Annotated in this window: 25 protein-coding genes; 15 read left to right on the top strand and 10 right to left on the bottom strand. The window is 43.4% G+C overall.

The window, feature by feature from the left end; translation table 11 throughout:
• Positions 1-127: 127 nt before the first annotated feature.
• From ACVBDU_RS19560 to ACVBDU_RS19585, 6 genes are all read right to left on the bottom strand, one after another.
• Positions 128-613 carry a GNAT family N-acetyltransferase gene (locus ACVBDU_RS19560; RefSeq protein WP_447181400.1) on the bottom strand — a complete coding sequence of 162 codons (486 nt, stop codon included), beginning with the start codon at positions 611-613 and terminating at the stop codon, positions 128-130.
• Positions 614-783: 170 nt separating this feature from the next.
• Positions 784-1,632: a universal stress protein gene (locus ACVBDU_RS19565; RefSeq protein WP_447181401.1), complete on the bottom strand. Its 849-nt coding sequence runs from the start codon at positions 1,630-1,632 to the stop codon at positions 784-786.
• A gap of 87 nt (positions 1,633-1,719) precedes the next feature.
• Positions 1,720-2,571 (bottom strand): universal stress protein, encoded by an 852-nt coding sequence (locus ACVBDU_RS19570; protein WP_447181402.1) that lies wholly within the window; start codon positions 2,569-2,571, stop codon positions 1,720-1,722.
• 255 nt (positions 2,572-2,826) lie between these two features.
• Positions 2,827-3,528: a YiaD family glycine zipper/OmpA-like lipoprotein gene (locus ACVBDU_RS19575; RefSeq protein ID WP_447181403.1), complete on the bottom strand. Its 702-nt coding sequence runs from the start codon at positions 3,526-3,528 to the stop codon at positions 2,827-2,829.
• Between the two features lie 18 nt (positions 3,529-3,546).
• On the bottom strand, positions 3,547-4,032 hold the full coding sequence (locus ACVBDU_RS19580; RefSeq protein ID WP_447181404.1) for a lipocalin-like domain-containing protein: 486 nt from the start codon (positions 4,030-4,032) through the stop codon (positions 3,547-3,549).
• A 94-nt stretch (positions 4,033-4,126) separates the two neighbouring features.
• Positions 4,127-6,133: an alpha-ketoacid dehydrogenase subunit alpha/beta gene (locus ACVBDU_RS19585; protein ID WP_447181405.1), complete on the bottom strand. Its 2,007-nt coding sequence runs from the start codon at positions 6,131-6,133 to the stop codon at positions 4,127-4,129.
• Positions 6,134-6,312: 179 nt separating this feature from the next.
• On the opposite strand from ACVBDU_RS19585, the gene ACVBDU_RS19590 reads away from it, so the two are divergent.
• The 4 genes from ACVBDU_RS19590 (at position 6,313) to ACVBDU_RS19605 (ending at position 9,815) form a co-directional block, all read left to right on the top strand.
• Positions 6,313-7,263 carry an isopenicillin N synthase family dioxygenase gene (locus ACVBDU_RS19590; RefSeq protein WP_447181406.1) on the top strand — a complete coding sequence of 317 codons (951 nt, stop codon included), beginning with the start codon at positions 6,313-6,315 and terminating at the stop codon, positions 7,261-7,263.
• A 175-nt stretch (positions 7,264-7,438) separates the two neighbouring features.
• Complete coding sequence (locus ACVBDU_RS19595; protein WP_447181407.1) at positions 7,439-7,786, top strand: translation initiation factor; 348 nt, start codon at positions 7,439-7,441, stop codon at positions 7,784-7,786.
• Between the two features lie 148 nt (positions 7,787-7,934).
• Entirely contained in the window at positions 7,935-8,861 is a 927-nt protein-coding gene (locus ACVBDU_RS19600; protein ID WP_447181408.1) for a DUF1835 domain-containing protein, read from the top strand.
• Between the two features lie 78 nt (positions 8,862-8,939).
• Complete coding sequence (locus tag ACVBDU_RS19605) at positions 8,940-9,815, top strand: nucleoside phosphorylase (protein ID WP_447181409.1); 876 nt, start codon at positions 8,940-8,942, stop codon at positions 9,813-9,815.
• Between the two features lie 110 nt (positions 9,816-9,925).
• Here the strand turns inward: ACVBDU_RS19605 and ACVBDU_RS19610 are convergent, their stop codons facing one another.
• The gene (locus tag ACVBDU_RS19610; RefSeq protein WP_447181410.1) at positions 9,926-10,549 is read right to left on the bottom strand and encodes an L-threonylcarbamoyladenylate synthase; all 624 of its coding nucleotides are present in this window, start codon (positions 10,547-10,549) and stop codon (positions 9,926-9,928) included.
• 542 nt (positions 10,550-11,091) lie between these two features.
• On the opposite strand from ACVBDU_RS19610, the gene ACVBDU_RS19615 reads away from it, so the two are divergent.
• The 5 genes from ACVBDU_RS19615 (at position 11,092) to smpB (ending at position 14,257) form a co-directional block, all read left to right on the top strand.
• Complete coding sequence (locus tag ACVBDU_RS19615; protein WP_447181411.1) at positions 11,092-11,691, top strand: TetR/AcrR family transcriptional regulator; 600 nt, start codon at positions 11,092-11,094, stop codon at positions 11,689-11,691.
• A gap of 73 nt (positions 11,692-11,764) precedes the next feature.
• Entirely contained in the window at positions 11,765-12,253 is a 489-nt protein-coding gene (locus ACVBDU_RS19620; protein WP_447181412.1) for an acyl-CoA thioesterase, read from the top strand.
• Positions 12,254-12,338: 85 nt separating this feature from the next.
• Positions 12,339-13,004 (top strand): deoxyribose-phosphate aldolase, encoded by a 666-nt coding sequence (deoC, locus tag ACVBDU_RS19625; protein ID WP_447181413.1) that lies wholly within the window; start codon positions 12,339-12,341, stop codon positions 13,002-13,004.
• A 1-nt stretch (position 13,005) separates the two neighbouring features.
• Positions 13,006-13,704, top strand: coding sequence for a purine-nucleoside phosphorylase (deoD, locus tag ACVBDU_RS19630; RefSeq protein WP_447181414.1), 699 nt, complete (start codon positions 13,006-13,008; stop codon positions 13,702-13,704).
• Positions 13,705-13,798: 94 nt separating this feature from the next.
• Positions 13,799-14,257, top strand: a complete 459-nt coding sequence (gene smpB, locus ACVBDU_RS19635) for an SsrA-binding protein SmpB (protein WP_447181415.1) — start codon at positions 13,799-13,801, stop codon at positions 14,255-14,257.
• Positions 14,258-14,689: 432 nt separating this feature from the next.
• On the opposite strand, the gene ACVBDU_RS19640 is transcribed toward smpB, so the two are convergent.
• The 3 genes from ACVBDU_RS19640 to ACVBDU_RS19650 form a co-directional block, all read right to left on the bottom strand.
• Entirely contained in the window at positions 14,690-15,334 is a 645-nt protein-coding gene (locus ACVBDU_RS19640; RefSeq protein WP_447181416.1) for a response regulator, read from the bottom strand.
• Positions 15,327-16,121, bottom strand: coding sequence for a sensor histidine kinase (locus ACVBDU_RS19645; protein ID WP_447181417.1), 795 nt, complete (start codon positions 16,119-16,121; stop codon positions 15,327-15,329). Before ACVBDU_RS19645 ends, ACVBDU_RS19640 begins: the two co-directional genes overlap by 8 nt.
• A 739-nt stretch (positions 16,122-16,860) precedes the next feature.
• On the bottom strand, positions 16,861-17,421 hold the full coding sequence (locus tag ACVBDU_RS19650; RefSeq protein WP_447181418.1) for a hypothetical protein: 561 nt from the start codon (positions 17,419-17,421) through the stop codon (positions 16,861-16,863).
• A gap of 168 nt (positions 17,422-17,589) precedes the next feature.
• Here ACVBDU_RS19650 and ACVBDU_RS19655 point away from each other — a divergent pair, with 168 nt between their 5' ends.
• From ACVBDU_RS19655 to ACVBDU_RS19680, 6 genes are read left to right on the top strand one after another with little or no spacing between them, the layout of a single operon-like run.
• A complete protein-coding gene (locus tag ACVBDU_RS19655; protein WP_447181419.1) occupies positions 17,590-18,180 on the top strand; it encodes a contractile injection system cap protein in 591 nt (196 codons plus the stop codon).
• A 1-nt stretch (position 18,181) separates the two neighbouring features.
• Positions 18,182-19,036 carry a hypothetical protein gene (locus tag ACVBDU_RS19660; protein WP_447181420.1) on the top strand — a complete coding sequence of 285 codons (855 nt, stop codon included), beginning with the start codon at positions 18,182-18,184 and terminating at the stop codon, positions 19,034-19,036.
• An 11-nt stretch (positions 19,037-19,047) separates the two neighbouring features.
• Entirely contained in the window at positions 19,048-21,129 is a 2,082-nt protein-coding gene (locus ACVBDU_RS19665; protein WP_447181421.1) for a phage tail sheath family protein, read from the top strand.
• 46 nt (positions 21,130-21,175) lie between these two features.
• Entirely contained in the window at positions 21,176-21,604 is a 429-nt protein-coding gene (locus ACVBDU_RS19670) for a phage tail protein (RefSeq protein WP_447181422.1), read from the top strand.
• A gap of 3 nt (positions 21,605-21,607) precedes the next feature.
• Positions 21,608-22,060: a phage tail protein gene (locus ACVBDU_RS19675; RefSeq protein WP_447181423.1), complete on the top strand. Its 453-nt coding sequence runs from the start codon at positions 21,608-21,610 to the stop codon at positions 22,058-22,060.
• Positions 22,050-22,208: a DUF5908 family protein gene (locus tag ACVBDU_RS19680; protein WP_447175165.1), complete on the top strand. Its 159-nt coding sequence runs from the start codon at positions 22,050-22,052 to the stop codon at positions 22,206-22,208. The genes ACVBDU_RS19675 and ACVBDU_RS19680 overlap by 11 nt, the downstream gene beginning before the upstream one ends.
• The last annotated feature ends 9 nt before the right edge of the window (positions 22,209-22,217 follow it).

A 22,217-nucleotide genomic window follows, 5' to 3' on the forward strand; every position in this document is an offset into this window, starting at 1 on the left:
ATCTAATAAAAACCTCTTTATTTATCTGTTTTCTTACTGCGGAAACGAATCTTTCCCCAAGGCTAAAACGCCGTAATCCGGCTGTATTGGCTTGTATTTCTATTTATTTTTGCTCTTGTTTATTTTCTCACAACGATATTCGCATATTTACGATATGTTTTTCAAAACCGGCTTTTTCATAAGCTTTTATTGCTGCTTCGTTGGTGCTGTAGACATTTAACCGCATTTCGGTAATCCCCTGTTGAAGGCTCCATGCTTTCAGGGCATCAACAATTTGTTTATTCACTCCTTTTCCGCGGTATTCGGGGTGCACATACATAAAACCGAGATATGCGTATTGTTCGTGTTTCAGATAAGGCAAGGCTTCTGTGATTCGGGCATACCCGGAACCTATGAGCCGGCCGTCACATTCGGCTACTACTACTATTGTTTTAGGATCGTTTATATAGGCTTCTATATCGTAGTAGCTTATCTTTTCTTCTTTAAGGGTGCTGTCAAAAGGGCGTTCGGCAAGGATGATCCCCTGTTCAAATTCCAGCAATATATCGAGGTCATCCGGAGTGGCTTGTCTTACCTGTATTTCATTCATAAGTACTCTGGTATTTTTCGTCATTCGCTCCGCAATTTACAATTAAATGACTCTGCACGGAAAGGTGCGGAGGTTTTGAAAGACAATCCTGCCCGTCCGCCGGCGGGGAAATTGCTCTTTGGTTATTCCGTTAGTCGGGTGGCACACATAAACCTGATAAGCCATTAACCGGATTATAAAGGGAACAGGCGGTTTTATTTCAGGGTATCTTTGTGTAGTATCAGCAATGGTGTTGTGCTGTGATAGCTCATGTTTTTTACGGGGGATTTCCCCAGGAGACTATCCATAAAATTCCGTTTTTCTGCCGCCATGCACAAGAGATCTATTTCCCTGCTTTCTACAAAAAGCCTTGTAGCCATACTCAAAGGAGCATCCGTAAGCAGAAAAAACGAGGTATCGAACCCTTCACATGCCTTTTTTATACCATCTTTCACTTTTTCTTTTTCTTCATTCCATTCGTCTCTCCCCTCTTCTACGTGGTAGAACCGTATGCCCGAAGAAAATTTCGTAGCGATACGGAACAAAGGCTCCAGTCCTTTTTTACCATATGTAAAGGCATAATCTGTGGCAAAACCTATTTCTTTTATTTCCTTGAATTCCAAATCCCTGGGAATTGCCAGGATGGGACATGGAATATTACCGATGAGATTGGAGGTGCTGCTCCCTATGAAGAATTCGCGTATACCTCCTGCCCCGCGCGATCCCATAACTACCATATCAATCCCTTCGTCTTCTACGATATCTTCTATCACATCTGAAAAGAGGTCAAATTTAACCAGTACTTTTGCTTTGTGTTTTTCTCTGTCTGTCCCGATTAAGGTTTTCTTCACCAGTTCTTCCAGTTTTTCTTTTGCCAGTTCTTTTGCGCCCGAAAGCATTTCGTTGGTTACATTGCTGGGAACCATACGGCGTTCTCCCAGGGTGGGAGGTAAAACATGAAGAAAGTAGAATACACATTCGCTGTCTTTAAAAAGTTTTAAAGCATATTCGATGGCATTTTGGGCATTTTCCGAGAAATCGGTGGGTACGAGAATTTTTTCCATTATACTAGTTTTTATGCCGGTCGTTAAGTCCGGAACAGGAGTTTACATTGATATTTGTATGTCAAATTTATGGATTTTCAGAACACATTACCCGGCATCGTTCTGTAAAATAAGAAGAGGGATGTCTATATGGTAACACATGTCCCGGGTATTGCTAAGACCGAAGAGATGGTGCAGAAAACTGTGTTTTTTAGCTACCATGCATAGCATTTGGATATTTCTGCTCTGAATAAAAACACGTGTTGCGGTACTCAGAGAGGTTTCGGTTAGCAGGTAAAATTCGGATTGGTGCCCGGCAAAGCGTTTTTCCATTTCCATTTTTGCTTTTTCGTTTGCATCGGAGAGCTTGTCCTTCTTCTGTAACACGTGATAAACGTGAATATTTGCGGAAAACTTATCGGCTATATGAAAAAACACATTCAGATTTTTTTCCCTGTATTCCGTATTGTAGTCGGTGGCAAAAGCGATTTCTTTAAGAGGATCAAACTTCACTTCGCCCGGGATAGCCAGAAGCGGAATCCTGATTTTTCCGATAAGACTTGCCGTATTACTTCCTATTAAGGCTTCCTTGAGCCCGCTGGCCCCCATGGTGCCCATAATAACCATATCTATTTTTTCTTCCTCACACACGTCAACCACGGCATTGGTAAAATAATCAAACCTGGAAACCGTACGAAAAGTGTGCTTTTTATCCGGCCCTGCAGCGAGAATATCCTGAAGGGATCTTTCCAATCCTTCCAGGGAGGATGCTTTAACGGCATCGAAAAGTGTTTTGGTAGCCGCAGAAGAAGTCATTACTTCTCCCGGACTAATAGTGTTGGGAGAATAGGAATTGAGCAGGTAGAAAACGGATTCTTCACCTTTATAAAGTGCTGTAGCATAGTTTATGGCATTCCATGCATTGTCAGAGAAATCTGTTGGTATCAGTATACGATACATATGGTATGAGGTTTTACGGTTACACTATAAAAAGGTACGAAAAAATATGTAAACGGGATAGTACGGATAGTTAAAACAAGCATAAATTATCTGGATTATCGGGATCGGGTGCTGGGTTTTAACTTTCGACTTGAAAATAAAACCTGGTCAGTCCCTAAGTCAAATAGGAATCAAAAAAAAACAGGACTGATGATAATTTTCAGTCCCGTTTTGTTTATGTATTTTTTATACGGTTAAAAGAATCCTCCCGGATTTTTATTGTGCATTTTTCCTGGCTTCTTCTTTCATTTTCTCATCTGCAACGATAGCTATTTCCACTCTTCGGTTTTTAGCCCTGCCATCTACCGTGCTATTGTCGTATTTAGGCTGGTTTTCTCCGTACCACTTGGTGGTAAACCTTCCGGAAGATATTCCCTGGCTTGTCAGGTAATTGGTTACGGATTCGGCCCTTCGTTGCGAAAGCCCCATGTTGTACTCGGCGCTACCGGTACTGTCGGTATGTCCTTCTACGAGTACCAGAGTGTTCGGGTATTCTTTGAATATGCCCGCAAGTTTGTTCAGCGTGGCGGAAGATTCCGAGTTAATATTGAACTTGTTGGTAGCGAAATAAACTCCGCTGCTTTCGTCAAAAGTAACATTTATACCTTCTCCTACCCTGGTTACTTCCGCACCGGGTATTTCTTCTTCGATGCGCTCTGCCTGCCGGTCCATCCGGTCACCGATATATGTACCGGCCGCACCACCCACAACACCACCGATAATGGCTCCGAGGGCAGAATTCTTTTTATTACCTATATTATTACCGAGGATACCACCGATTACCGCTCCGCCAGTAGCACCTATTACGGCACCTTTTTCCTTGTTACCGGCATTTCTTACGGTATCACATCCTGTAGTAAGAACAAGGGCCACGACAATCAATCCGGCCCCTAGTTTATTTAATGAATTTCTAAGCATAACAGATTATTATATATATTAATAAGATCTTGAAAAGTTATATACAACGGTGATGGGTTCTCCTTCTACCGTAGTATTGGTCTGCAGGGTCATTTGCTGCTGGTTGAGGGTTACGATATCCAGCCGGTAACCGTACCCGCCGCTTACATCGTTTCTCTTCTCATCGATAAACTTGAACTGAAGCTGGCTTGCACCCTCTCCTTTTTCCAATACGGACCACCGGATATTCCTGGCCCCTTCCATACATTCGGCGCCGGGATTAATGGTATAGGAACCTGTACTGTTGCTGTTCCTGAAAAACCACTGGCTTCCTTTGAAGCAGTCATCGGAAACATCGTTAAAGAGCACAGATTTAAAATTTCCGCTGCTACCCGTGTAGGTCACGTCATTTAAAATCCAGTTGCCGACAATGGCTCCGCGATACTCCTTATTCACTTTGGAAAGGGAGCATGAAGATGCCACAAGGACAATCAATAAGATAAGGGTTACACGATTCTTTGTCATAATTTATGTATTTTTTATGTTTAAAAATACGCAAAAAAAATATATTTATTGCAATAAGTGCGCCATTAAATCCATAAAAGCTAATTATTCGATATCAATATGCTAATAATCGATGTACTGCCGCTTTGAACCTTTGTTTCGGCAAAAAACCGTCTTCCAGGGCTTTGGCAAACGGCACGGGTGTTTCCAGGCTGCCCACTCTTTGCACGGGGGCGTCCAGGTATTCGAAACAATTTTCCATGATCATTGCCGAGATATCACTGGCTATACCGCCGAAAAGGGTATCTTCCTGGAGTATTATTACTTTGCCCGTGTTCTTTACGGACTCCAATATGGTTTCCGTATCCAGGGGTTGCAGGGTGCGCAGGTCTATCACATCTGCGGAAATGCTTTCCCCGGCATCCAGCACTTCCAGGGCCCAGTGCACTCCCATACCATATGATATGACTGTAATATCCTTTCCATATCTTAACAGGGCTGCTTTTCCGAACGGCAGGGTGTAATAATCTTCCGGTACTTCCTGGTATATGCTCCTGTATAATCCTTTGTGTTCAAAGAACAGAACGGGATTCGGATCTTCTATGGCAGTGGCCAGCAATCCTTTGGCATCATAAGGATAGGCGGGATACACTACTTTCAGTCCGGGAGTTTTGGTAAACCAGGCTTCATTGGTCTGGGAATGGAACGGCCCGGCCCCTACTCCTGCCCCGCAGGGCATGCGGATCACAACATCGGCATGCTGCCCCCATCGGTAATGTGCCTTGGCCAGGTAATTGACCACAGGATTAAAGCCGCTGGAAATAAAATCGGCAAACTGCATTTCCACTACCGCTTTCATCCCGCTAATGGAGAGTCCCATGGAGGCAGAAAGGATACCCGACTCACAAATAGGGGTATTGCGAACCCTCTCCTTGCCGAATTTCGAAACAAAACCATCCGTTATTTTAAAAACACCGCCATATCCGGCAATATCCTGTCCCATGATTACCAGGTCGCCGAAACGCTCCATAGACTGTTCGAGTCCGCGGGAAACGGCATCTACGAAACGGATGTTTTGTTTGGAATTACCCGGCAAGATCTCCCGGTACGGGAAATCCCTGTAAACATCCGCGAGTTCTGTCGCTTCTTTAAAAGGAACGGGAGGCTCTTCAAAGGCTCTTTGCAGGTTTTCGAGTATACTTTCCGAAATTCGCCGGCGTATACCTTCATCCTTTTCTTCCGAAAGCACCCCTTCCGCAATTAAAAAATCGCGGTAATTTGTTATAGGGTCGCGTAAAGCCCAGGATGCCATCAATTCATCCGGAACGTACTTGGTGCCGCTCGCTTCTTCATGCCCGCGCATCCGGAAGGTGACGAATTCCAGTAATACCGGCCTGGGATTTTCCCGCATGCTTTCGGCAAGTTCGGATATCCTGGTGTATACTTCCAGTATATTATTGCCGTCTATCCGGTGTGCTTCCATGCCGTAACCGGCTCCCCGGTCTGCAAGATGTTTACACCTGTACTGTTCTTCCGTGGGTGTAGACAGCCCGTAGCCGTTATTTTCAATACAAAACAGTACCGGGAGGTCCCATACGGAAGCTACATTCAAAGCTTCGTGAAAATCTCCTTCACTGGTACCTCCTTCTCCTGTAAAAACAGCAGTCACTTTATTTTCCATCCGGATCTTATGCGCAAGGGCTATACCGTCTGCCACCCCCATTTGCGGACCGAGATGGGATATCATTCCTATGATGTGGAATTCCTGTGTGCCGAAGTGAAAACTGCGATCGCGTCCCTTTGTAAAACCCGCGGCTTTTCCCTGCCATTGCGAGAACAAGCGGTGCAACGGTATGTTCCTGGAAGTAAAAACCCCGAGATTGCGGTGCATGGGAAGTATGTACTCATCCGCTTCCAGCGCCAGGGTAACTCCTGCTGAAATGGCTTCCTGTCCGATACCGCTGAACCACTTGGAAATTTTCCCCTGGCGCAGTAAGACCAGCATTTTTTCCTCGATCATCCGTGGAAGAAGCATTTTTTCATAAAGAAACAGAAGTTGTTCGTTATTTAAACCGCTTCGGTTGTATGTCATGGATGTATTTCCGGACGTAGTTAAATTCATATATAGGATACTTTATTCGTACTATCAAAAGTAGTTAAAAATAACATTAAGGCGATCATATGTTATATTTTTTCATATTGTTAATAACTATCTTTTTCATTTAGTCTGCTAATTACCTAACTTTGTATGAGAAAGCGAAATATACTCTGCCAGAAAGGTAGGGTTTAACGATGAAACAGATGAACAAGATACCAAGTGTGGATCTTCGTGAATTTCTCTCGGAAGATCCGGATCAAAAAAATAAATTTATAAAAGAAATCGGGAATGCTTATGAGCAGATCGGTTTTGTTGCCCTGAAAGGACATTTTTTGTCGGATCAACTGGTTGAGAACCTGTATACGGAGATCAAAAAGTTTTTTGCACTTCCGGAAGACATTAAGAAAAAATATGAGATCGAAGGTATAGGCGGTCAGCGTGGTTACACTTCTTTTGGTAAAGAGCACGCTAAAGGACGTAAGGAAGGAGACCTGAAAGAATTCTGGCATTTCGGGCAATATGTAGAGGATGACCCGAAACTGGAAGCCGAATACCCGCCTAATGTTATTGTGGACGAACTACCGCAATTTAACGAGGTGGGCAGGGAAACATATAAAATGCTGGAAAAAACCGCCAGGTATGTGTTAAGGGCACTGGCCCTGCACCTGGACCTCGAAGAACAATACTTCGATAAATGGATAAAAAACGGGAATTCCATATTACGTCCCATCCACTACCCTCCTATTACCCGCGAACCCGAGAATGCCATAAGGGCCGCCGCACATGGCGATATAAACCTGATTACCCTTCTTATGGGAGCACATGGCAAAGGGTTACAGGTACAAAACCATAACGGGGAATGGATAGATGCTATAGCAGAACCGGATGAACTTATGATCAATGTGGGCGACATGCTATCCCGGCATACCAATAACCGTCTCAAATCAACTATTCACCAGGTGGTCAATCCGCCGAAGGAACTTTGGGGTACTTCCAGGTATTCTATTCCTTTCTTTATGCACCCCATTAGTGAAATGCCCCTTAACTGTCTCGAAGATTGTGTGGATGATGAGCACCCTCGGTTATATGAAGATATTACTGCCGGAGAATTTCTCCGTGAACGTCTCGTAGAATTAGGGCTTATCAAAACGTAAAACACATAAGCTGCTTTAAGTGGCGCAGATAGCAGGAGACTGGTAATCAACCTCGTTGAACGGTTGATTATTTAAGTCTTTTTTCACATGTTAACTAATTAATGTTAAAGAATATACGTTAACCGTATTTCTTGCGTTTACTTTAAAATGCAGTTGTCAAAAAAGGGAGAAAAAAATGGGCAACAACAAATTAAATAGCCTGGAAGATCTGGGGAATTTCGTTTTTTCCACCGGGGAGAAGCCGGTTTTCGAAGAAGAAAATACGGAAAGTCTCCCTCCTGCCCAACAATACCTGGAAGCTCATTTCAGTAACAAAGGGAGGGGTGGAAAAACCGTAACTGTTATCAAAGGATTCGAAGGCACAGAAGAAGATCTCAAAGAACTGGGAAAATTCCTGAAAACCAAATGTGGCGTAGGTGGTTCTATTAAGGACGGGGAAATAATCATCCAGGGAAACTATCGCGATAAGGTAATGAAATTGTTACAGGACGAGGGTTATCATGTAAAACGTGTAGGCGGGTAACAAACTCCGTCGCTGTTTTTCATGTCGTTATATATAAAACTAAAGGTTAAAAAAATAACAGGTTATTCATGTTATTTTACAATATTACAAAAGTGGTTTTAGGCTCATAATTAAAACATAATTTTGGCTAATCTAAATAAACCTTGAAATGACTACAACCTTACACATTACCAATGGGGATAGCTTTACTTCCCACCTTAAGGAATTAAAGCTGGAAGGGGAAATTATTACCTGGCGGGAAATGCTTTGCGAAGGAAGGACCATGACCGAAGTGGGAAGTGAATCCTTCTGGAAAACCCGTTTTGAATTTTTGAACAAAAACTATAAGGTCACCAAAACGAACTTTATAGAAGCCACATTAAAAGAGTACAGGCGCCTCTGTAATCAGAAAACACAGGAAGAAATAGTCCTCTGGTTTGATGAAGACCTCTTTTGCCAGATAAATATGATCGCCGTGGTCAGCTGGCTGAAAAAACACCGCAGTGGCGCACAGGTATCCCTGGTCTCTAAAAAGCAGAGGAAAGACAAGCCCTTTATCCTGACCAACCATACCGACGAGCAGTTGCTAAAGTTATTTAATTCCAGAATACAACTCACACAAGACGATATTGAATACGCCGATTATATCTGGCAACTTTACTGCAGCGACACTCCTCTCCGACTCGAGACCTTCTCCAAATTCAACTCTTCCCAATTTCCCTACCTCACCGATGCTATTGCCCTTCACCTCCATAGGTTTCCTACGGTTAAAAACGGCTTGAATCACCTGGAAAACAGCATCCTGACCATAGCAAATGAGAAAAAGATAGCTTCCAAGGAGAAATTTGTAGAAACACTTATCAAAAACGAAAGTGATTACGGCTTCGGAGATTTACAGTATTATAGGTTGATAGACAGTATCAAACCTCTTTTTCAATCCTTTAATCCCGTAAAACTCAGCCCCATGGGCAAAGATGTACTAAATAAAATACAAAATTATTATCCCTTTATAAAACGAGACGATATATATCTCGGGGGAACAAAAAAATACAGTTTTCTGTATCACGAAGACTCAGCAAGACTGTTAAAGTTGTAATACCCCCCGAAATAAAACAACAGAACCGGAAAGAAGGGCCTTGGAGTCCTTCTTTTTGTTTTTTAACTTTACACTATCATGAACAGAATAGCCGAATCCGAACTCATACTCAACCAGGACGGTAGCGTATACCACCTGAATCTCAGACCCGAGCACATTTCCGATACCATCATTTTTGTGGGAGACCAGGATAGAGTGGAAAAAATTACCAAGCATTTTGACACGGTGGAATTTACAACCCAAAAACGGGAATTTAAAACGCAGACGGGTACGTATAAAGGAAAAAGACTAACGGTCATTTCTACGGGAATAGGTCCGGATAATATAGATATAGTACTTAACGAACTGGATGCACTGGTCAATATTGACCTCGAAAAACGTATCGTAAAGGAACAACTACGTTCCTTAAAAATTATTCGTATAGGCACATCCGGGTCTTTACAAAGTGAAATTCCCGTAGGTTCTTTTCTGGCAAGTTCCTTTGCGCTGGACCTCAATGGTATGCTCCACTCCTATCACACGGAAACCATTACACACCCGGAAATAGAAGAAGCTTTTATAGCCCATACCGGATGGAGCATTTACAAATCCCGCCCGTTAGTAATATCTGCCGGCAAACGGTTGCTGGAATATTTCAGTGACCGGGAAATATATCACGGATTTACCGCAACAGCCGGCGGTTTCTATGGTCCGCAGGGAAGGGTTTTACGATTGCCTTTGCAGGACCCGGAACTAAATGATAAAATGGATAGTTTCAGTCATCTTGGATTTAAAATAGCCAACCTGGAAATGGAAACTTCTGCTATCTATGGTCTGGCCGCATTGCTTGGCCACGAAGCCATATCTCTCAATGCTATTATTGCTAACCGCTCGAACGGTACGTTTGCACCGAACCCGAAGAAATTAGTAGAAAATCTTATAGAATTCACGCTGGAAAAGATCAGGGATATATAAATAATACCTATAAAAAGCTGCATCCATCCCCCTTCTTATTCTTTGCGGAAGGATGATTTTTTCTGTTTGTTATTCCGGGCAGTGCTTTATATGTTGTTAAGGGTGCTTGTTTACAGTATTTCTTCGAGATTTCCCTTTCCCTGCCGGATCACTTCCGGTTCTCCGTTGGTTAGGTCCACAACGGTAGAGGCCATATTATCGCCATATCCGCCGTCTATAACCACATCTACCAGGTTATCCCATTTTTCATGGATGAGCTCCGGGTCTGTGGTGTATTCCAGCAGTTCATCCTCGTCATATATGGAAGTGGATACAATAGGATTGCCCAGTTCGCGTACGAGTGCCTGTGCTATATTATTACCCGGTACACGGATACCCACCGTCTTTTTCTTCTTAAAATCTTTAGGCAGGTTATTATTCCCGGACAGGATAAAAGTAAACGGTCCCGGCAATGCCCTCTTTAGCAATTTAAAAGTGGAATTATCAATCTGTTTTACATAGTCCGATAAATTACTGAGATCCGCACATATAAAAGAAAAGTTGGCTTTTTCCAGCCTTACTCCCTTAATCCTGGCTATGCGTTCCAGGGCTTTGGAATTGGTAATGTCACAGCCAAGTCCGTAAACGGTATCTGTAGGGTAAATAACCAATCCTCCCTGTCTTAGTATATTAACAACTTTACGTACTTCCCGGGCATTCGGGTTTTCTTCGTAAATTCGAATGAGTTCGGCCATAATCGTCGGTTTAATTTGAGACACTCTCTAGTCAGATACAAACTTACGGAAAAATTAGACGAAAGACGAAAAGACGGAATTTCGGGAATTGTGATTTTAAACCGGTTTCCTTACTACATGAAGCATCTTCACATAAGCGATATGAAACTAAGAGACTATCTAACTAAACCTCTCTGCACGGAAAGATGCAGAGGTTTTTTTTACTGGGGACTAAAAGTCTCCCTTTTTAGAAAGTAATAAAATAACCAAGTTATTAGGTGGATTGAGTTATTGAGTTATTCAGTCAACACCCAATAACTCAATAACTTCATAACTCAATAACCTGGATTATAATTTTTTCGCACTACTAAAGTACTGCAATAAAATTACAGGGTTTGACACCCCTAACTGAGACCAAGCAAAGGGAGGGTAAAGGTATCTCACGGGGCGGGTGGCTTACTTTCACCCGACTATATATTTAAAACCATTAGACACTATTATTTTGATATTACGAAATACCAATTGGTATATTTTATTATATTTGCATATAATCACCCGTTATTATGTTAACGAAATCAGAGAGAACTTCCAGGTTTATTATTGCAACCACGGCTCCTATTTTTAACAGGAACGGTTATGCCGCTACCAGTATGAGTACCATTACGGAAGCTACCGGGCTTACCAAGGGAGCGATTTACGGAAATTTTAAGAATAAGGAAGAACTGGCCATACAAGCATTCCGCTTCAATGTAAAACACGTGCTTCAAGAGGTAAAGGAATACCAGGAACAGGGCTCCACTCCCCTGCAAAAACTCTTGCTCATTGTAGATTTTTACAGCAGATACACTGATTTTTCCAGAGAAATGGGTGGATGTCCAATACTCAACATAGGAGTAGATGCCAATCACCAGAACGAAAAACTGCTGCATGGTGTCCGCAACATTATACGCAAGATCGAAAAAAGCCTGGCAGATATCATCGAAGAAGGTAAAAACAGCGGAGAACTGAAAGCCGGCCTGGATTCTTCCGAAAGCGCCCGGCAAATGTTCAGCATGATCGAAGGGGCTATTTTCATGAGCCTTACTATGGACGATACATCCTATATCCGCAGTACTACAAAAATACTGAAACACATTATTCAGGGAGAATGGTGCAATGCTTAACACCATTAATAAAATACCTTCCTCAATTTTTAAAATAATAATATACCATTTGGTACAAAATAAACAGGCAAATATGAAAAAAAGACCAAGTATTTTAGAAAGCAGGACAAAAATAAGGTTTCAGGACTGTGATCCTTTTAACCATCTGAATAACGCCAGGTACCTGGATTATTTTATCAACGCCCGGGAAGACCAGTTGCTGGAACAGTATAATGTAGATATATTCCGTATCGTCCGCGAACAGGGACTCGGATGGGTGGTAAGCAGCAGCCAGGTAGCCTATCTGAAACCCGTTTTTACGATGGAGGAAATCGTCATAGAAACCCAGCTGATCCAATACTCCGACAAACACCTCCTGGTAGAAGCCCGCATGTGGAACAAAGACAAGACGGTTCTCAAGTCCCTGGCCTGGATGAATTTCGTTCACTTTAACCTCCGGACGAACAAAGTGGAAAAGCATGACGAAGAATTCCTGGAACTTTTCAGTGAGGTAATGCTACCGGTAAAAAATACTACCTTTGAGGAACGTCACCTGAGTTTTCGCTCCCCAAAAATGGCATGATACGTATATGGGAATGTGTGCCGGGAAGGATAAAACTTAAACAGTTTCTAAATGTTTGACGTATTAATTATATAAGGTACTACGTATGCGGATAAACCAGTATATAGATCACACGCTCTTAAAACCAACAGCTACTATAAGGGATATAGAAAAATTGTGCAAGGAGGCTGCCGATTATCGTTTTTATGCCGTTTGTGTACACAGTTGCCATGTTCTCCGAGCCCGGGAGTTACTGCTGGATTCTGCCGATGTGCGTGTGTGTTCTGTTGCGGGCTTTCCCCTTGGTGCTATGAGCAGTAAGGCTAAATTGTATGAAGCCGAACAGGCTGTTGCAGACGGTGCCGATGAGATAGATATGGTACTTAACCTCGGGTGGCTTAAATCCGGCGACACCGGAAAAGTACTTCAGGATATCCATGCCATAAAAAAGACCATCGGGTCCCGTATTCTCAAGGTCATTATAGAAACCTGCTATCTGGACGACAAGGAAAAAACACTGGCCAGCACACTGGTAGCGGATGCCGGAGCAGATTTTGTTAAAACATCTACGGGTTTTGGCAGTGGCGGGGCCACTTTTCACGATATAGAACTGATGCGAAGGGCAGTAAAAGGGCGTGTACAACTGAAAGCATCCGGAGGCATAAAAAGTTTTGAAGTTGCCAAAAAATACATAGATTTGGGGGTTACCCGGATCGGGACTTCCAGTGGTATTGCCATTGTGGAAGGGTACACCTCTAACGAATCTTATTGACATGAGTTTACACATACGAGCAGAAAAAGGAGATATAGCAGAAACCGTATTGCTGCCCGGCGATCCGCTCCGGGCGCGGTGGATAGCAAATAATTTTCTCGAAAACGCCATACAGTACAACGATGTACGCGGCATGTACGGCTATACCGGTACTTATCGGGGGGAAAAAGTGTCCGTACAGGGCACCGGCATGGGAATACCTTCCATAAGTATTTATACACACGAACTGATAAATGATTTCGGAGCAAAACAACTCATCCGTATAGGAAGCGCCGGATCGTACCAGCCATATATAAAGGTCCGGGATATTGTCCTGGCCATGGCCGCATCCACAAACAGCAATACAAACCGTATCCATTTCAACCAGGACAGCTTTGCCCCTACCGCGGATTATGAACTTTTCCTTCGGGCGGTAAAAACAGCGGAATCTCTCCAAACCCCGGTAAAGGCCGGAAATATACTGACCAGCGATATATTCTATGACAAAGACCCGGAATACTACAAAAAATGGGCGGAATACGGGGTGCTTTGCGTGGAAATGGAAGCTGCCGCCCTCTATTCCGTTGCCGCGAGATTTGGAGTAAAAGCCCTGGCCATACTCACGGTTACCGATCATGTGGTTACCGGGGAAAGTATGGATGTGGCAGCTAGGGAAACTTCCCTGAAGGAAATGGTTACCCTGGCCCTGGAACTGGCATAATCAGAAATGAACCCGGGAACCGGAAGATCACAAACGGTAATTCGTAACTCTAAAACCATATTTCCGGATAATAGTTATTACTTTTGCAATCCTTATGCAAAAAAAGATCAACATACAAAATAAGCGTGCCCGCTTTGAATTTGAGTTGCTGGACAAATATGTAGCCGGAATTGTGCTTACCGGAACGGAGATTAAATCCATACGCCTCAGCAAAGCGTCCATTGCGGAGAGTTTTTGTGAATTCAACGAAAAAGGAGAGCTTTTCGTTGTAAATATGTATATCGAAGAATACACGCATGGTACACACTACAATCACCTACCCCGCAGCGAACGTAAACTCCTGCTCAACAAAAACGAACTTCGGAAACTGAATAAGGAAGTGAAAAACGTGGGACTTACTATTGTTCCCCTACGCCTGTTTATCAACGACCGCGGACTGGCCAAGATAGAAATAGCCCTCGCAAAAGGAAAGAAGACGTATGATAAAAGGGAAACGATCAAGGACAGGGACAACAAACGGAACCTGGACCGAATTAAAAAAGCGTATAACTAAACCTCTCCGGACTACAAGTCCAGAGGTCAGAAAGTGGTAATCCTGTCCGGCCGGGCAGGTTCATCAGAAGCGGGGAGCCCCTATTGAGTTATAATGGGGCAAATACAAAAGAAAAAAACAAAAAGGCTCCTCCCTTTAGATAAAGGGAGGTACCCGAGCGCAGCTACGGGGGAGGGTTTGAAAGCCCGGGTCATAGGGTAAACGCAAACACTTATCTATATACGCCAAAGGTCGGGCTGGTCAAAACTCCCCGTCCCGCAAAGCGGTCCACCCCTCCCAGTCCGGCCGGCCGGGGAAATTGCCGTAGTTATTAGGTTACTCGGTTATTTAGTCAACACCCAATTTCCCAATAACTTAATACCCCATTAACTTAATAACGAAAGAAGGGTTTCAACCTTCAACTTTATATTTATAATAAACGGTTATTGCTTTCTAAACCTCTATAAGCTTGTTTTTTATAGCATACAGTACCAATCCTATCCTGCTCTTCACCTCCAGCTTTTCAAAGAGCACCTCACGATAACCATCGATGGTTTTAGGGGAAAGGAACATGTCTTCCGCTATCTCTTTATACGTGCGTTCCGTACAGGCCAGTTTCAGGAACTGTACTTCCCTTTCCTTAAGGTGTAACCCGGAAGAATTCTCTTTTCTATCTATGGAATCCAGGATGGTATTCGTTATCCTGTCCGAAAAATAAAAACCTTTGGCAAGTACGTCTTCTATAGCTTTCTCAAAAATATCGGGATGAATGTCTTTTAACAGATACCCCCTTGCACCCATGCGAAGCATTTTGATGATCGTCTCTTCCCGGTCGTCCATAGATAAGGCAAGTACCTTGAGAGCAGGATTATTTTCCTTGATCCAGGCCATGGTTTCCAATCCGTCCATCACCGGCATATTGATATCCAGCAACACAAGGTCCGGGATTTTGGATAGGGTGTTTAATTTGTGAATAAAATCCTCTCCGTTCAGGGAATGAAAGAGCACTTCATATTTGTCCAGCGTAGTTACGAGAGAAGTTAAAGACTGCGCAAAAAGTAAATGATCATCAACTATGGCAATACCATTTTTATTCATCTTTGGTTTCGGTTGGTTTATAGGGATAGACCAAAGTTACTGAAACTCCTTCATTTTTTTTAGCTTTTATGGATAATTTTGCCCCTATGAGCTCCGCTCTCCTTCGCATATTGAGGATGCCGACCCCGCCCCCGGCTTCGCGTATGTCAAACCCAATGCCGTTATCCGTTGCCGAGACCAGGATATCTTCAGGAGAGTGTTTTATGAAAATGGACAACAAGCTTGCCCTCGAATATTTGATGCAATTGGAAAAGCATTCCTGAAAAATACGAAAGACGATAACCTCGTCTTTTTTATCCATTGGCACGGACTCCCCTTCCACCTTAAAGTCGATCTTGAGAAAATTGAGCCGTTTAAAGCGGGTGGCCTCCGCTCTCAGGGCTTCTTCCAGGCCTACATTCAGTATATAATCGGCATTCAGGGAGTGGGATAACTGCCGTATTTCACTGACTCCTTTGCCAAGGACCTCCGTGGCTTCCGCAAATTGTTTCTTTTGTGCATCCGGGACTGCCCGTTCCAGCATATTGAGCTGCATTTTTGCGACGGACAGCAACTGGCCTATATTGTCATGTAGTTCCCAGCTCACGTTTTTCAGGGTCTGTTCCTGTATTTCCGTCTGGGTCTTGGCCAGCTCTTCCTCGAAGTGTTTTTTGTCTTCGGCTTTCTGGATAAGGAGCCTGGTCTTCCTCCGGTGGAACAGGGAAAAAATGATGACAAGGGCCGCCAGTAACATCAAAAGGATGATGGACGAGGCCAGGATCAGTAATTGTATTTCTTTTTGCTCCATAATACGCCTATGACAAAACAACTGTGCATCACCACGTTGAGTATAAAGATAACTAAAGAAAATAAACTCCCTTCATAGTTGAAAAATTCGGAGGCAATCATAAAAGGAAGAAACGGGATAAAAAATAAAAGGATTCCGAGACTGAACCAAAAATACACCGAACGTTGAAAATGAAGAATAAAATCATCATTAAAAACCTGAACAAAATATAGGCAGATAGAGATAATTATAAAAATTGTACCTATAATATAGGTATAGGTCTGGGTTGTATAAATAAAATCCTGCCAAAAAATAATGTTCCATATGGCGAACATCAAGAACATGAACGCAAAAATCAAAAGTAGCCTTTTCCATTTTAAAGAATTAAGCAGGTATCTATACCAGAAAAAATAAAAAAGGAATTGTAAAATAGAGTAAACATTAGCTATGAAATATATAGGATATTGTTCTTTTAATATCTTATAATAAACAAACTTATATGAAAACTCAGTAATAGCAATTAGCCATATGGAATATATAAAATACTTTGCTTTTCCTCTTGCATATTTCGGATAAGCTAATGTTACTGTTATGGCAGATAATAATGCTATATATTTAATATAAGAGGCTAGTGTTTCCAAGTCTAACTTGTATTAGCATTAAAGATGTCATTTCGAGCGGAGTATTGAAATAACCGGATTAAAGTAATCCCCTCAACTCCGCTCGAGGTGACTGCTAAAACAAATTATAAACAATTTGTCTAGTATGATGCCTTAGGAGGATTTCCATTCCCCCCATAATTATAAGGATCAATTTCCTCAATATTCTCAGCCGCGTTATAATACATAAACGGCACATTCACCACAGCCCCTTCCTGCCGTTTCGCTTTTCTTCCGGCCGGGGAGATGAACATGGTCATAAAATTCCGTTTTTCTCCCAGTTCCTCATCATCGGGGTAAATACCGAAATAGAACCGGTATCCTTCCAGCTCATATCCTTTTTCTTTGGCTTCCTGCTTTACCCAGGCAAAATAGTGTTCCAGTTCCTCTACCGTATAATAGGTATGGCTGGTCAGTTCGAAATCCGCTTTTGCCACGGGGATAAAACCGGCCTTTTGCATCCTGTTGAGCCTGGCTGTATCTTTTGCTCCCTCCATAAGTTCCGTAAGTTCTTCTACAAACCTGCTGCTAAGTTTCGCCGCCCGGTCCCTGTCAATGGTCTTTTCAGGTTTTTCTACTTTCGGAGGCTGGCACGATCCCAGGACGATTAAAAGAGATAAGGCCAGCAATCGTACAGCCTGTTTACATAAGGTAGTTTTCATAATATATGTTTTTTTAAATGGTTTAGTTAAAAGTATGGAGAAAAGCATGAAGAATAAAGCCTCTTTTGCGAAAAGGGGAAAAATCCCCCTTTGATTCCGGGAAAAATACCCTTGTACTCCTTATGGTATCGGGATACTTTTGAATATCAATTAAAACTATCCCGCAAAATGCTTTTTGAAATCGCGCAAATAATTACCGAACAAGTCAACCAATACCTGGAAGATTCCGGCCTGGATAAGTCCGTAATACTCGAAAATATCGCCATACTGGATTCCCAGAGCGAAAATGCCGATAACCTGGCAGACAAGGTGGCCCTTACTCTTATTAATTTTCATGAAGAGGCCACTTTAAAAAACTTTCCCAACAATACATATACGGCAGACAAGATGATCTGTAAAAACCCGGTCATTTACCTTAACCTGTTCCTTCTTTTCAGCGCCAACAGGAATACGTATAACAAATCCTTAAAAGACGTATCCAAAATAATAGAATTCTTCCAGGGAAAAAAAGCCTTTACCCAGGCCAATACCATATACGACCGTGACAGTATTTCCATGGCAGACATTCAAAATTTCAAATTTACCATAGAACTCTATACCCCCACTTTCGAAGAACTCAATTTTATATGGGGTACCCTCGGCGGAAGGCAACTTCCCTCAGCCCTGTACAAACTCAGTATTATACAGATAGAAAGGGACAGCGTAGTAAGCGAAAAAGGCCTTATCACTGAAATAAACGGAACCTTAAACAAAAACTGAGATGTCTTTTCAAATTCAATATAAACCCCTGTTCCGCGTGTTTGTCTATCACAATTATTACCTCAATGACGGGATGGACGAATTTAACGGGATGACCGATAAGGACAAAACCATCCGGCTAAAGGACTATGACTACCGCTCTTACCTGGAGATTGTCCCCGGTTATGAGACCAGCCGGTTTTTATCCGGCCATAATATGGTCTTTCACAAGCAAAAAGACCATCTTGCTATCGGTATTAAAATATCTCCCGATAACCCCCAGCATTCCTTTATCCCCATAGCAACTGCAAGCGCTTTGACTTTTCTCATAAAAATAAAGGACCCTTATTTTGGCAATTACACCGATTATACCGTAGAAAATGACAAGCTGCTCTATCTGAGCAATGTCAAACCCGGTACGGAAGGAATGAACTTCGCTTACCTACCCCGGTTTGAGGATAATACATCGATTAATGACGATCATACATTAACCGGAGAAGGTACCCTGAACATTCTCAAAGAATTGAAAGACTACGAAAAGATCGGGTTAACCGGCTGTATAAAACTTCATATGCAGGGTGATTCTGCCGATGATAACATACTGGAAAACATGGGCGATTTACCTGCAATGGTTCCCCGATTCAAAATACATTTTGACAACCGGAAGACATTCTGGAAATACCTGAAGCCTTCCACAGGCTTCGAGGCAGAGACCCAGGCGGAAAAACCGCTGACTAAAAACGGATTTATAGAAATAGACCCGGATACCGACTTTGCCGCTCCCCCTCCCGGGGCAGGCACATACAGGTATCCCAATCCTTCCGTGTATTCCATTAAGACCGTAGCAAACAAAACCTATTCGGAAATATTCATTTAAAAACCAACATTATGGCAACAACGTACAAAACACCAGGCGTGTATATAGAGGAGATCTCCAAATTTCCGCCGTCTATTGCACAAGTAGAAACCGCCATTCCGGCCTTTATAGGCTATACGGAATTTGCAAAGTCAAAACCTTCGGTTGAGACGGACGACCTGATCCTTAAACCCAAAAGGATAGCTTCCCTGCTGGAGTATACCACATACTTCGGTTCGGCTCAAAACGAGAGAGGGATTACCGTGAAATTAAAAGATACCCTGGTGGACGGCTCGGAAAACCGGTCCGTCAATGTGCCGGAACCCGGGGTTAAATCCCCATATCTTATGTATTATTCGTTACAGATGTACTTTGCCAACGGCGGAGGACCCTGTTATATCGTCTCCACAGGCACTTATGAAGACTGGACGGATTCCGAAACCCCTCCCGAGATTGACTTTAACGAATTGAACGACGGACTGGGTGTGGTGCGCAAAGAAGATGAACCTACACTGATCGTTTTTCCCGATGCCACAAACCTGGGCGATGACACCGAGTTCTACTCCCTCTACAACAACGCCCTGATGCAGTGCAAGGACCTCCAGGACAGGTTTACTATCATCGACACCTATTCGGACACCACATATAATGATGGTTCCGAAGACCTGGACCCTATTGATGCCCTGAGGAACGGTATCAACCTGAACAAGGATTACCTGAAATACGGAGCTACTTATTTTCCGTTTATCCGTACCATCCTGAATTACCAGTACAGCGGAGATGATATCGTGATAGAACACCTCTCTTACAATCCCAATGCCATTGCAACCGTACAGGAAAACCTGGATGCCATCAGCGCTCCGACGGCGCTACCGGTACAGATTGAGGCTCTACGGGACCTTAGCGGGGCAAATGTTACGGGAAAAATACGGGAAGTCCTGTTCTTTATGCACGACGATATCGACGGATTTGATATTGACGGTACTTTTGCCACCAATTCCGTAAAGGTCAATGATTTTTCTGCCCTTGTAGCATCTATGCTTACCACTTTAAATAATGTCATAGACATCAAAGAACAAGTGAATAAGGAGGCCAATGCGGCAATAGCATCCTCGGAAGAAAACAGTGCCGTACAAACAGCGATCTCGGATGCGCTGGAGGTTTTTAATACGGATTTTGAAGGTCCCGACAACATAATAGCTGTCACCAAAAGTCTCGAAGACCTGCAGGTCAAACTCAACCAGGCAGATACCAGTACCAAGGTGGAAAACATACTTCACATCAACACCCTGAATTTCCTGGAAGAACTGCAAAAATTACTGGCGTATGATCTCAGTACCGAAACATCAGTATCTGTGACAACGGATCTTTTTTCAGATATCGGGACTAATCTGGGGAATATAATCGCCGCGGTAAATACCGCCGAACCGATAGATGTAAATAACGGAAAACTGAACGGCCGTCTGCTGAGCGATATCGAACCCCTGGATAATGCCACTTACAACACCATTCTGTCCGAAATAAACAATCACAGGGTGGCATTGCCTCCCAGTGCAACCATGGCCGGTATTTATGCCCGCGTGGACAGTGACCGTGGCGTATGGAAAGCCCCGGCAAACACCGGACTGAACTATGTTATCCGTCCCACTGTGACCATTTCTCACGAGGAACAGGCTTCCCTGAATGTACACACTACCGGAAAGTCTGTCAACGCCATCCGTGCATTTATCGGAAAAGGAACCCTCGTCTGGGGTGCGCGTACCATGGCAGGAAACGACAACGAATGGCGCTATGTTCCGGTAAGGCGCTTCTTTAATATGGTGGAAGAGTCTACCAAGAAAGCCACGGAACAATTTGTCTTTGAACCCAACGATGCCAATACCTGGGTAAAGGTAAGGGCTATGATAGAGAACTTCCTCACCCTGCAATGGCGTGCCGGGGCACTGGCCGGGGCCAAACCGGAACAGGCATTCTACGTACGCGTAGGCCTGGGCCAGACCATGACCGCACAAGATATCCTGGAAGGGCGTATGAATATTGAAATAGGCATGGCCGTAGTGCGCCCTGCGGAATTCATTATCCTGAAATTCTCCCACAAGATGCAGGAATCTTAGTCTGTCCCTTAGTTCAACTAAACAAAAACTTTAAAACAACAATATTATGAGCTATCCATTACCGAAGTTCCATTTCTCAGTAGACTGGGGAGGAACGCAAATAGGATTTACCGAAGTCTCCGGGCTCGACGTGGAGACGGAAGTCATCGAATACCGCCACGGTGCCAGTCCGGAATACAGCAAGATCAAAATGCCCGGAATGCAGAAATTCTCCAATATCACCCTCAAAAGAGGTTCATTCAAAAGTGATAATGAGTATTACGAATGGTGGAACACCGTAAAACTAAACACCATAGAACGCCGGGACATTACCATTAAGCTGCTGAATGAAGAGCACGAACCCGTGGTGACCTGGAAAGTAAAAAATGCCTGGCCCACCAAAGTACAGTCTACAGACCTGAAAGGCGACGGTAATGAGGTTGCCATAGAATCTATGGAAGTGGTCCACGAAGGTTTAACCATCCAAAACGAATAGATCATGGATACGTACTATCCGCCGGTAGGCTTTCATTTCCTGGTGGAGTTTACGGGTATCGATTCCAAGGAAGAAGACCACAGGTTCCAATCCGTTTCCGGCCTTTCGGTAGATATCGAAACCGAAGAGATCGCCGAAGGCGGGGAAAACCGTTTCAAACACAAATTCCCGGTAAAGACCAAGTACCCCAACCTGGTCTTAAAACGGGGAATGCTGGTCAGTTCCAAAGTGATCGACTGGTGCAGGGATGCCATAGAGAACTTCGAGTTTAAGCCCGTGGACCTCACCGTAAAACTCCTCAATGAAGAACAACAACCGCTGCTTACGTGGAATGTGGTACATGCCTATCCCGTAAAATGGGCCGTAGAGGACTTCAATGCGGAAGAGAGCAAACTGGTGGTAGAGTCCGTAGAACTGTGTTATAATTACTTTAAAACCATCAGCAATGGCGATTGAGATCAAAGAACTCCACATTAAGATCCATGTGGATGAGAGCAAGAAGAACTCCTCTCCTGCCGGTACGTCCAAAGAGAATAAAAAGGATATGACGGCAGAGTGCGTGGAGTATGTCATGGAAACCTTGCAAAGGCAAAAAGAACGGTAAAACAAGGCA

This window comes from Sinomicrobium endophyticum, assembly GCF_052983315.1.

What these genes read in the sequence shown, in the direction of transcription:
- ACVBDU_RS19560 (WP_447181400.1), bottom strand. Translation starts at nt 613, where the DNA reads ATGACGAAAAATACCAGAGTACTTATGAATGAAATACAGGTAAGACAA.
- ACVBDU_RS19565 (WP_447181401.1), bottom strand. Translation starts at nt 1,632, where the DNA reads ATGGAAAAAATTCTCGTACCCACCGATTTCTCGGAAAATGCCCAAAAT.
- ACVBDU_RS19570 (WP_447181402.1), bottom strand. Translation starts at nt 2,571, where the DNA reads ATGTATCGTATACTGATACCAACAGATTTCTCTGACAATGCATGGAAT.
- ACVBDU_RS19575 (WP_447181403.1), bottom strand. Translation starts at nt 3,528, where the DNA reads ATGCTTAGAAATTCATTAAATAAACTAGGGGCCGGATTGATTGTCGTG.
- ACVBDU_RS19580 (WP_447181404.1), bottom strand. Translation starts at nt 4,032, where the DNA reads ATGACAAAGAATCGTGTAACCCTTATCTTATTGATTGTCCTTGTGGCA.
- ACVBDU_RS19585 (WP_447181405.1), bottom strand. Translation starts at nt 6,133, where the DNA reads ATGAATTTAACTACGTCCGGAAATACATCCATGACATACAACCGAAGC.
- ACVBDU_RS19590 (WP_447181406.1), top strand. Translation starts at nt 6,313, where the DNA reads ATGAACAAGATACCAAGTGTGGATCTTCGTGAATTTCTCTCGGAAGAT.
- ACVBDU_RS19595 (WP_447181407.1), top strand. Translation starts at nt 7,439, where the DNA reads ATGGGCAACAACAAATTAAATAGCCTGGAAGATCTGGGGAATTTCGTT.
- ACVBDU_RS19600 (WP_447181408.1), top strand. Translation starts at nt 7,935, where the DNA reads ATGACTACAACCTTACACATTACCAATGGGGATAGCTTTACTTCCCAC.
- ACVBDU_RS19605 (WP_447181409.1), top strand. Translation starts at nt 8,940, where the DNA reads ATGAACAGAATAGCCGAATCCGAACTCATACTCAACCAGGACGGTAGC.
- ACVBDU_RS19610 (WP_447181410.1), bottom strand. Translation starts at nt 10,549, where the DNA reads ATGGCCGAACTCATTCGAATTTACGAAGAAAACCCGAATGCCCGGGAA.
- ACVBDU_RS19615 (WP_447181411.1), top strand. Translation starts at nt 11,092, where the DNA reads ATGTTAACGAAATCAGAGAGAACTTCCAGGTTTATTATTGCAACCACG.
- ACVBDU_RS19620 (WP_447181412.1), top strand. Translation starts at nt 11,765, where the DNA reads ATGAAAAAAAGACCAAGTATTTTAGAAAGCAGGACAAAAATAAGGTTT.
- deoC (WP_447181413.1), top strand. Translation starts at nt 12,339, where the DNA reads ATGCGGATAAACCAGTATATAGATCACACGCTCTTAAAACCAACAGCT.
- deoD (WP_447181414.1), top strand. Translation starts at nt 13,006, where the DNA reads ATGAGTTTACACATACGAGCAGAAAAAGGAGATATAGCAGAAACCGTA.
- smpB (WP_447181415.1), top strand. Translation starts at nt 13,799, where the DNA reads ATGCAAAAAAAGATCAACATACAAAATAAGCGTGCCCGCTTTGAATTT.
- ACVBDU_RS19640 (WP_447181416.1), bottom strand. Translation starts at nt 15,334, where the DNA reads ATGAATAAAAATGGTATTGCCATAGTTGATGATCATTTACTTTTTGCG.
- ACVBDU_RS19645 (WP_447181417.1), bottom strand. Translation starts at nt 16,121, where the DNA reads ATGGAGCAAAAAGAAATACAATTACTGATCCTGGCCTCGTCCATCATC.
- ACVBDU_RS19650 (WP_447181418.1), bottom strand. Translation starts at nt 17,421, where the DNA reads ATGAAAACTACCTTATGTAAACAGGCTGTACGATTGCTGGCCTTATCT.
- ACVBDU_RS19655 (WP_447181419.1), top strand. Translation starts at nt 17,590, where the DNA reads ATGCTTTTTGAAATCGCGCAAATAATTACCGAACAAGTCAACCAATAC.
- ACVBDU_RS19660 (WP_447181420.1), top strand. Translation starts at nt 18,182, where the DNA reads ATGTCTTTTCAAATTCAATATAAACCCCTGTTCCGCGTGTTTGTCTAT.
- ACVBDU_RS19665 (WP_447181421.1), top strand. Translation starts at nt 19,048, where the DNA reads ATGGCAACAACGTACAAAACACCAGGCGTGTATATAGAGGAGATCTCC.
- ACVBDU_RS19670 (WP_447181422.1), top strand. Translation starts at nt 21,176, where the DNA reads ATGAGCTATCCATTACCGAAGTTCCATTTCTCAGTAGACTGGGGAGGA.
- ACVBDU_RS19675 (WP_447181423.1), top strand. Translation starts at nt 21,608, where the DNA reads ATGGATACGTACTATCCGCCGGTAGGCTTTCATTTCCTGGTGGAGTTT.
- ACVBDU_RS19680 (WP_447175165.1), top strand. Translation starts at nt 22,050, where the DNA reads ATGGCGATTGAGATCAAAGAACTCCACATTAAGATCCATGTGGATGAG.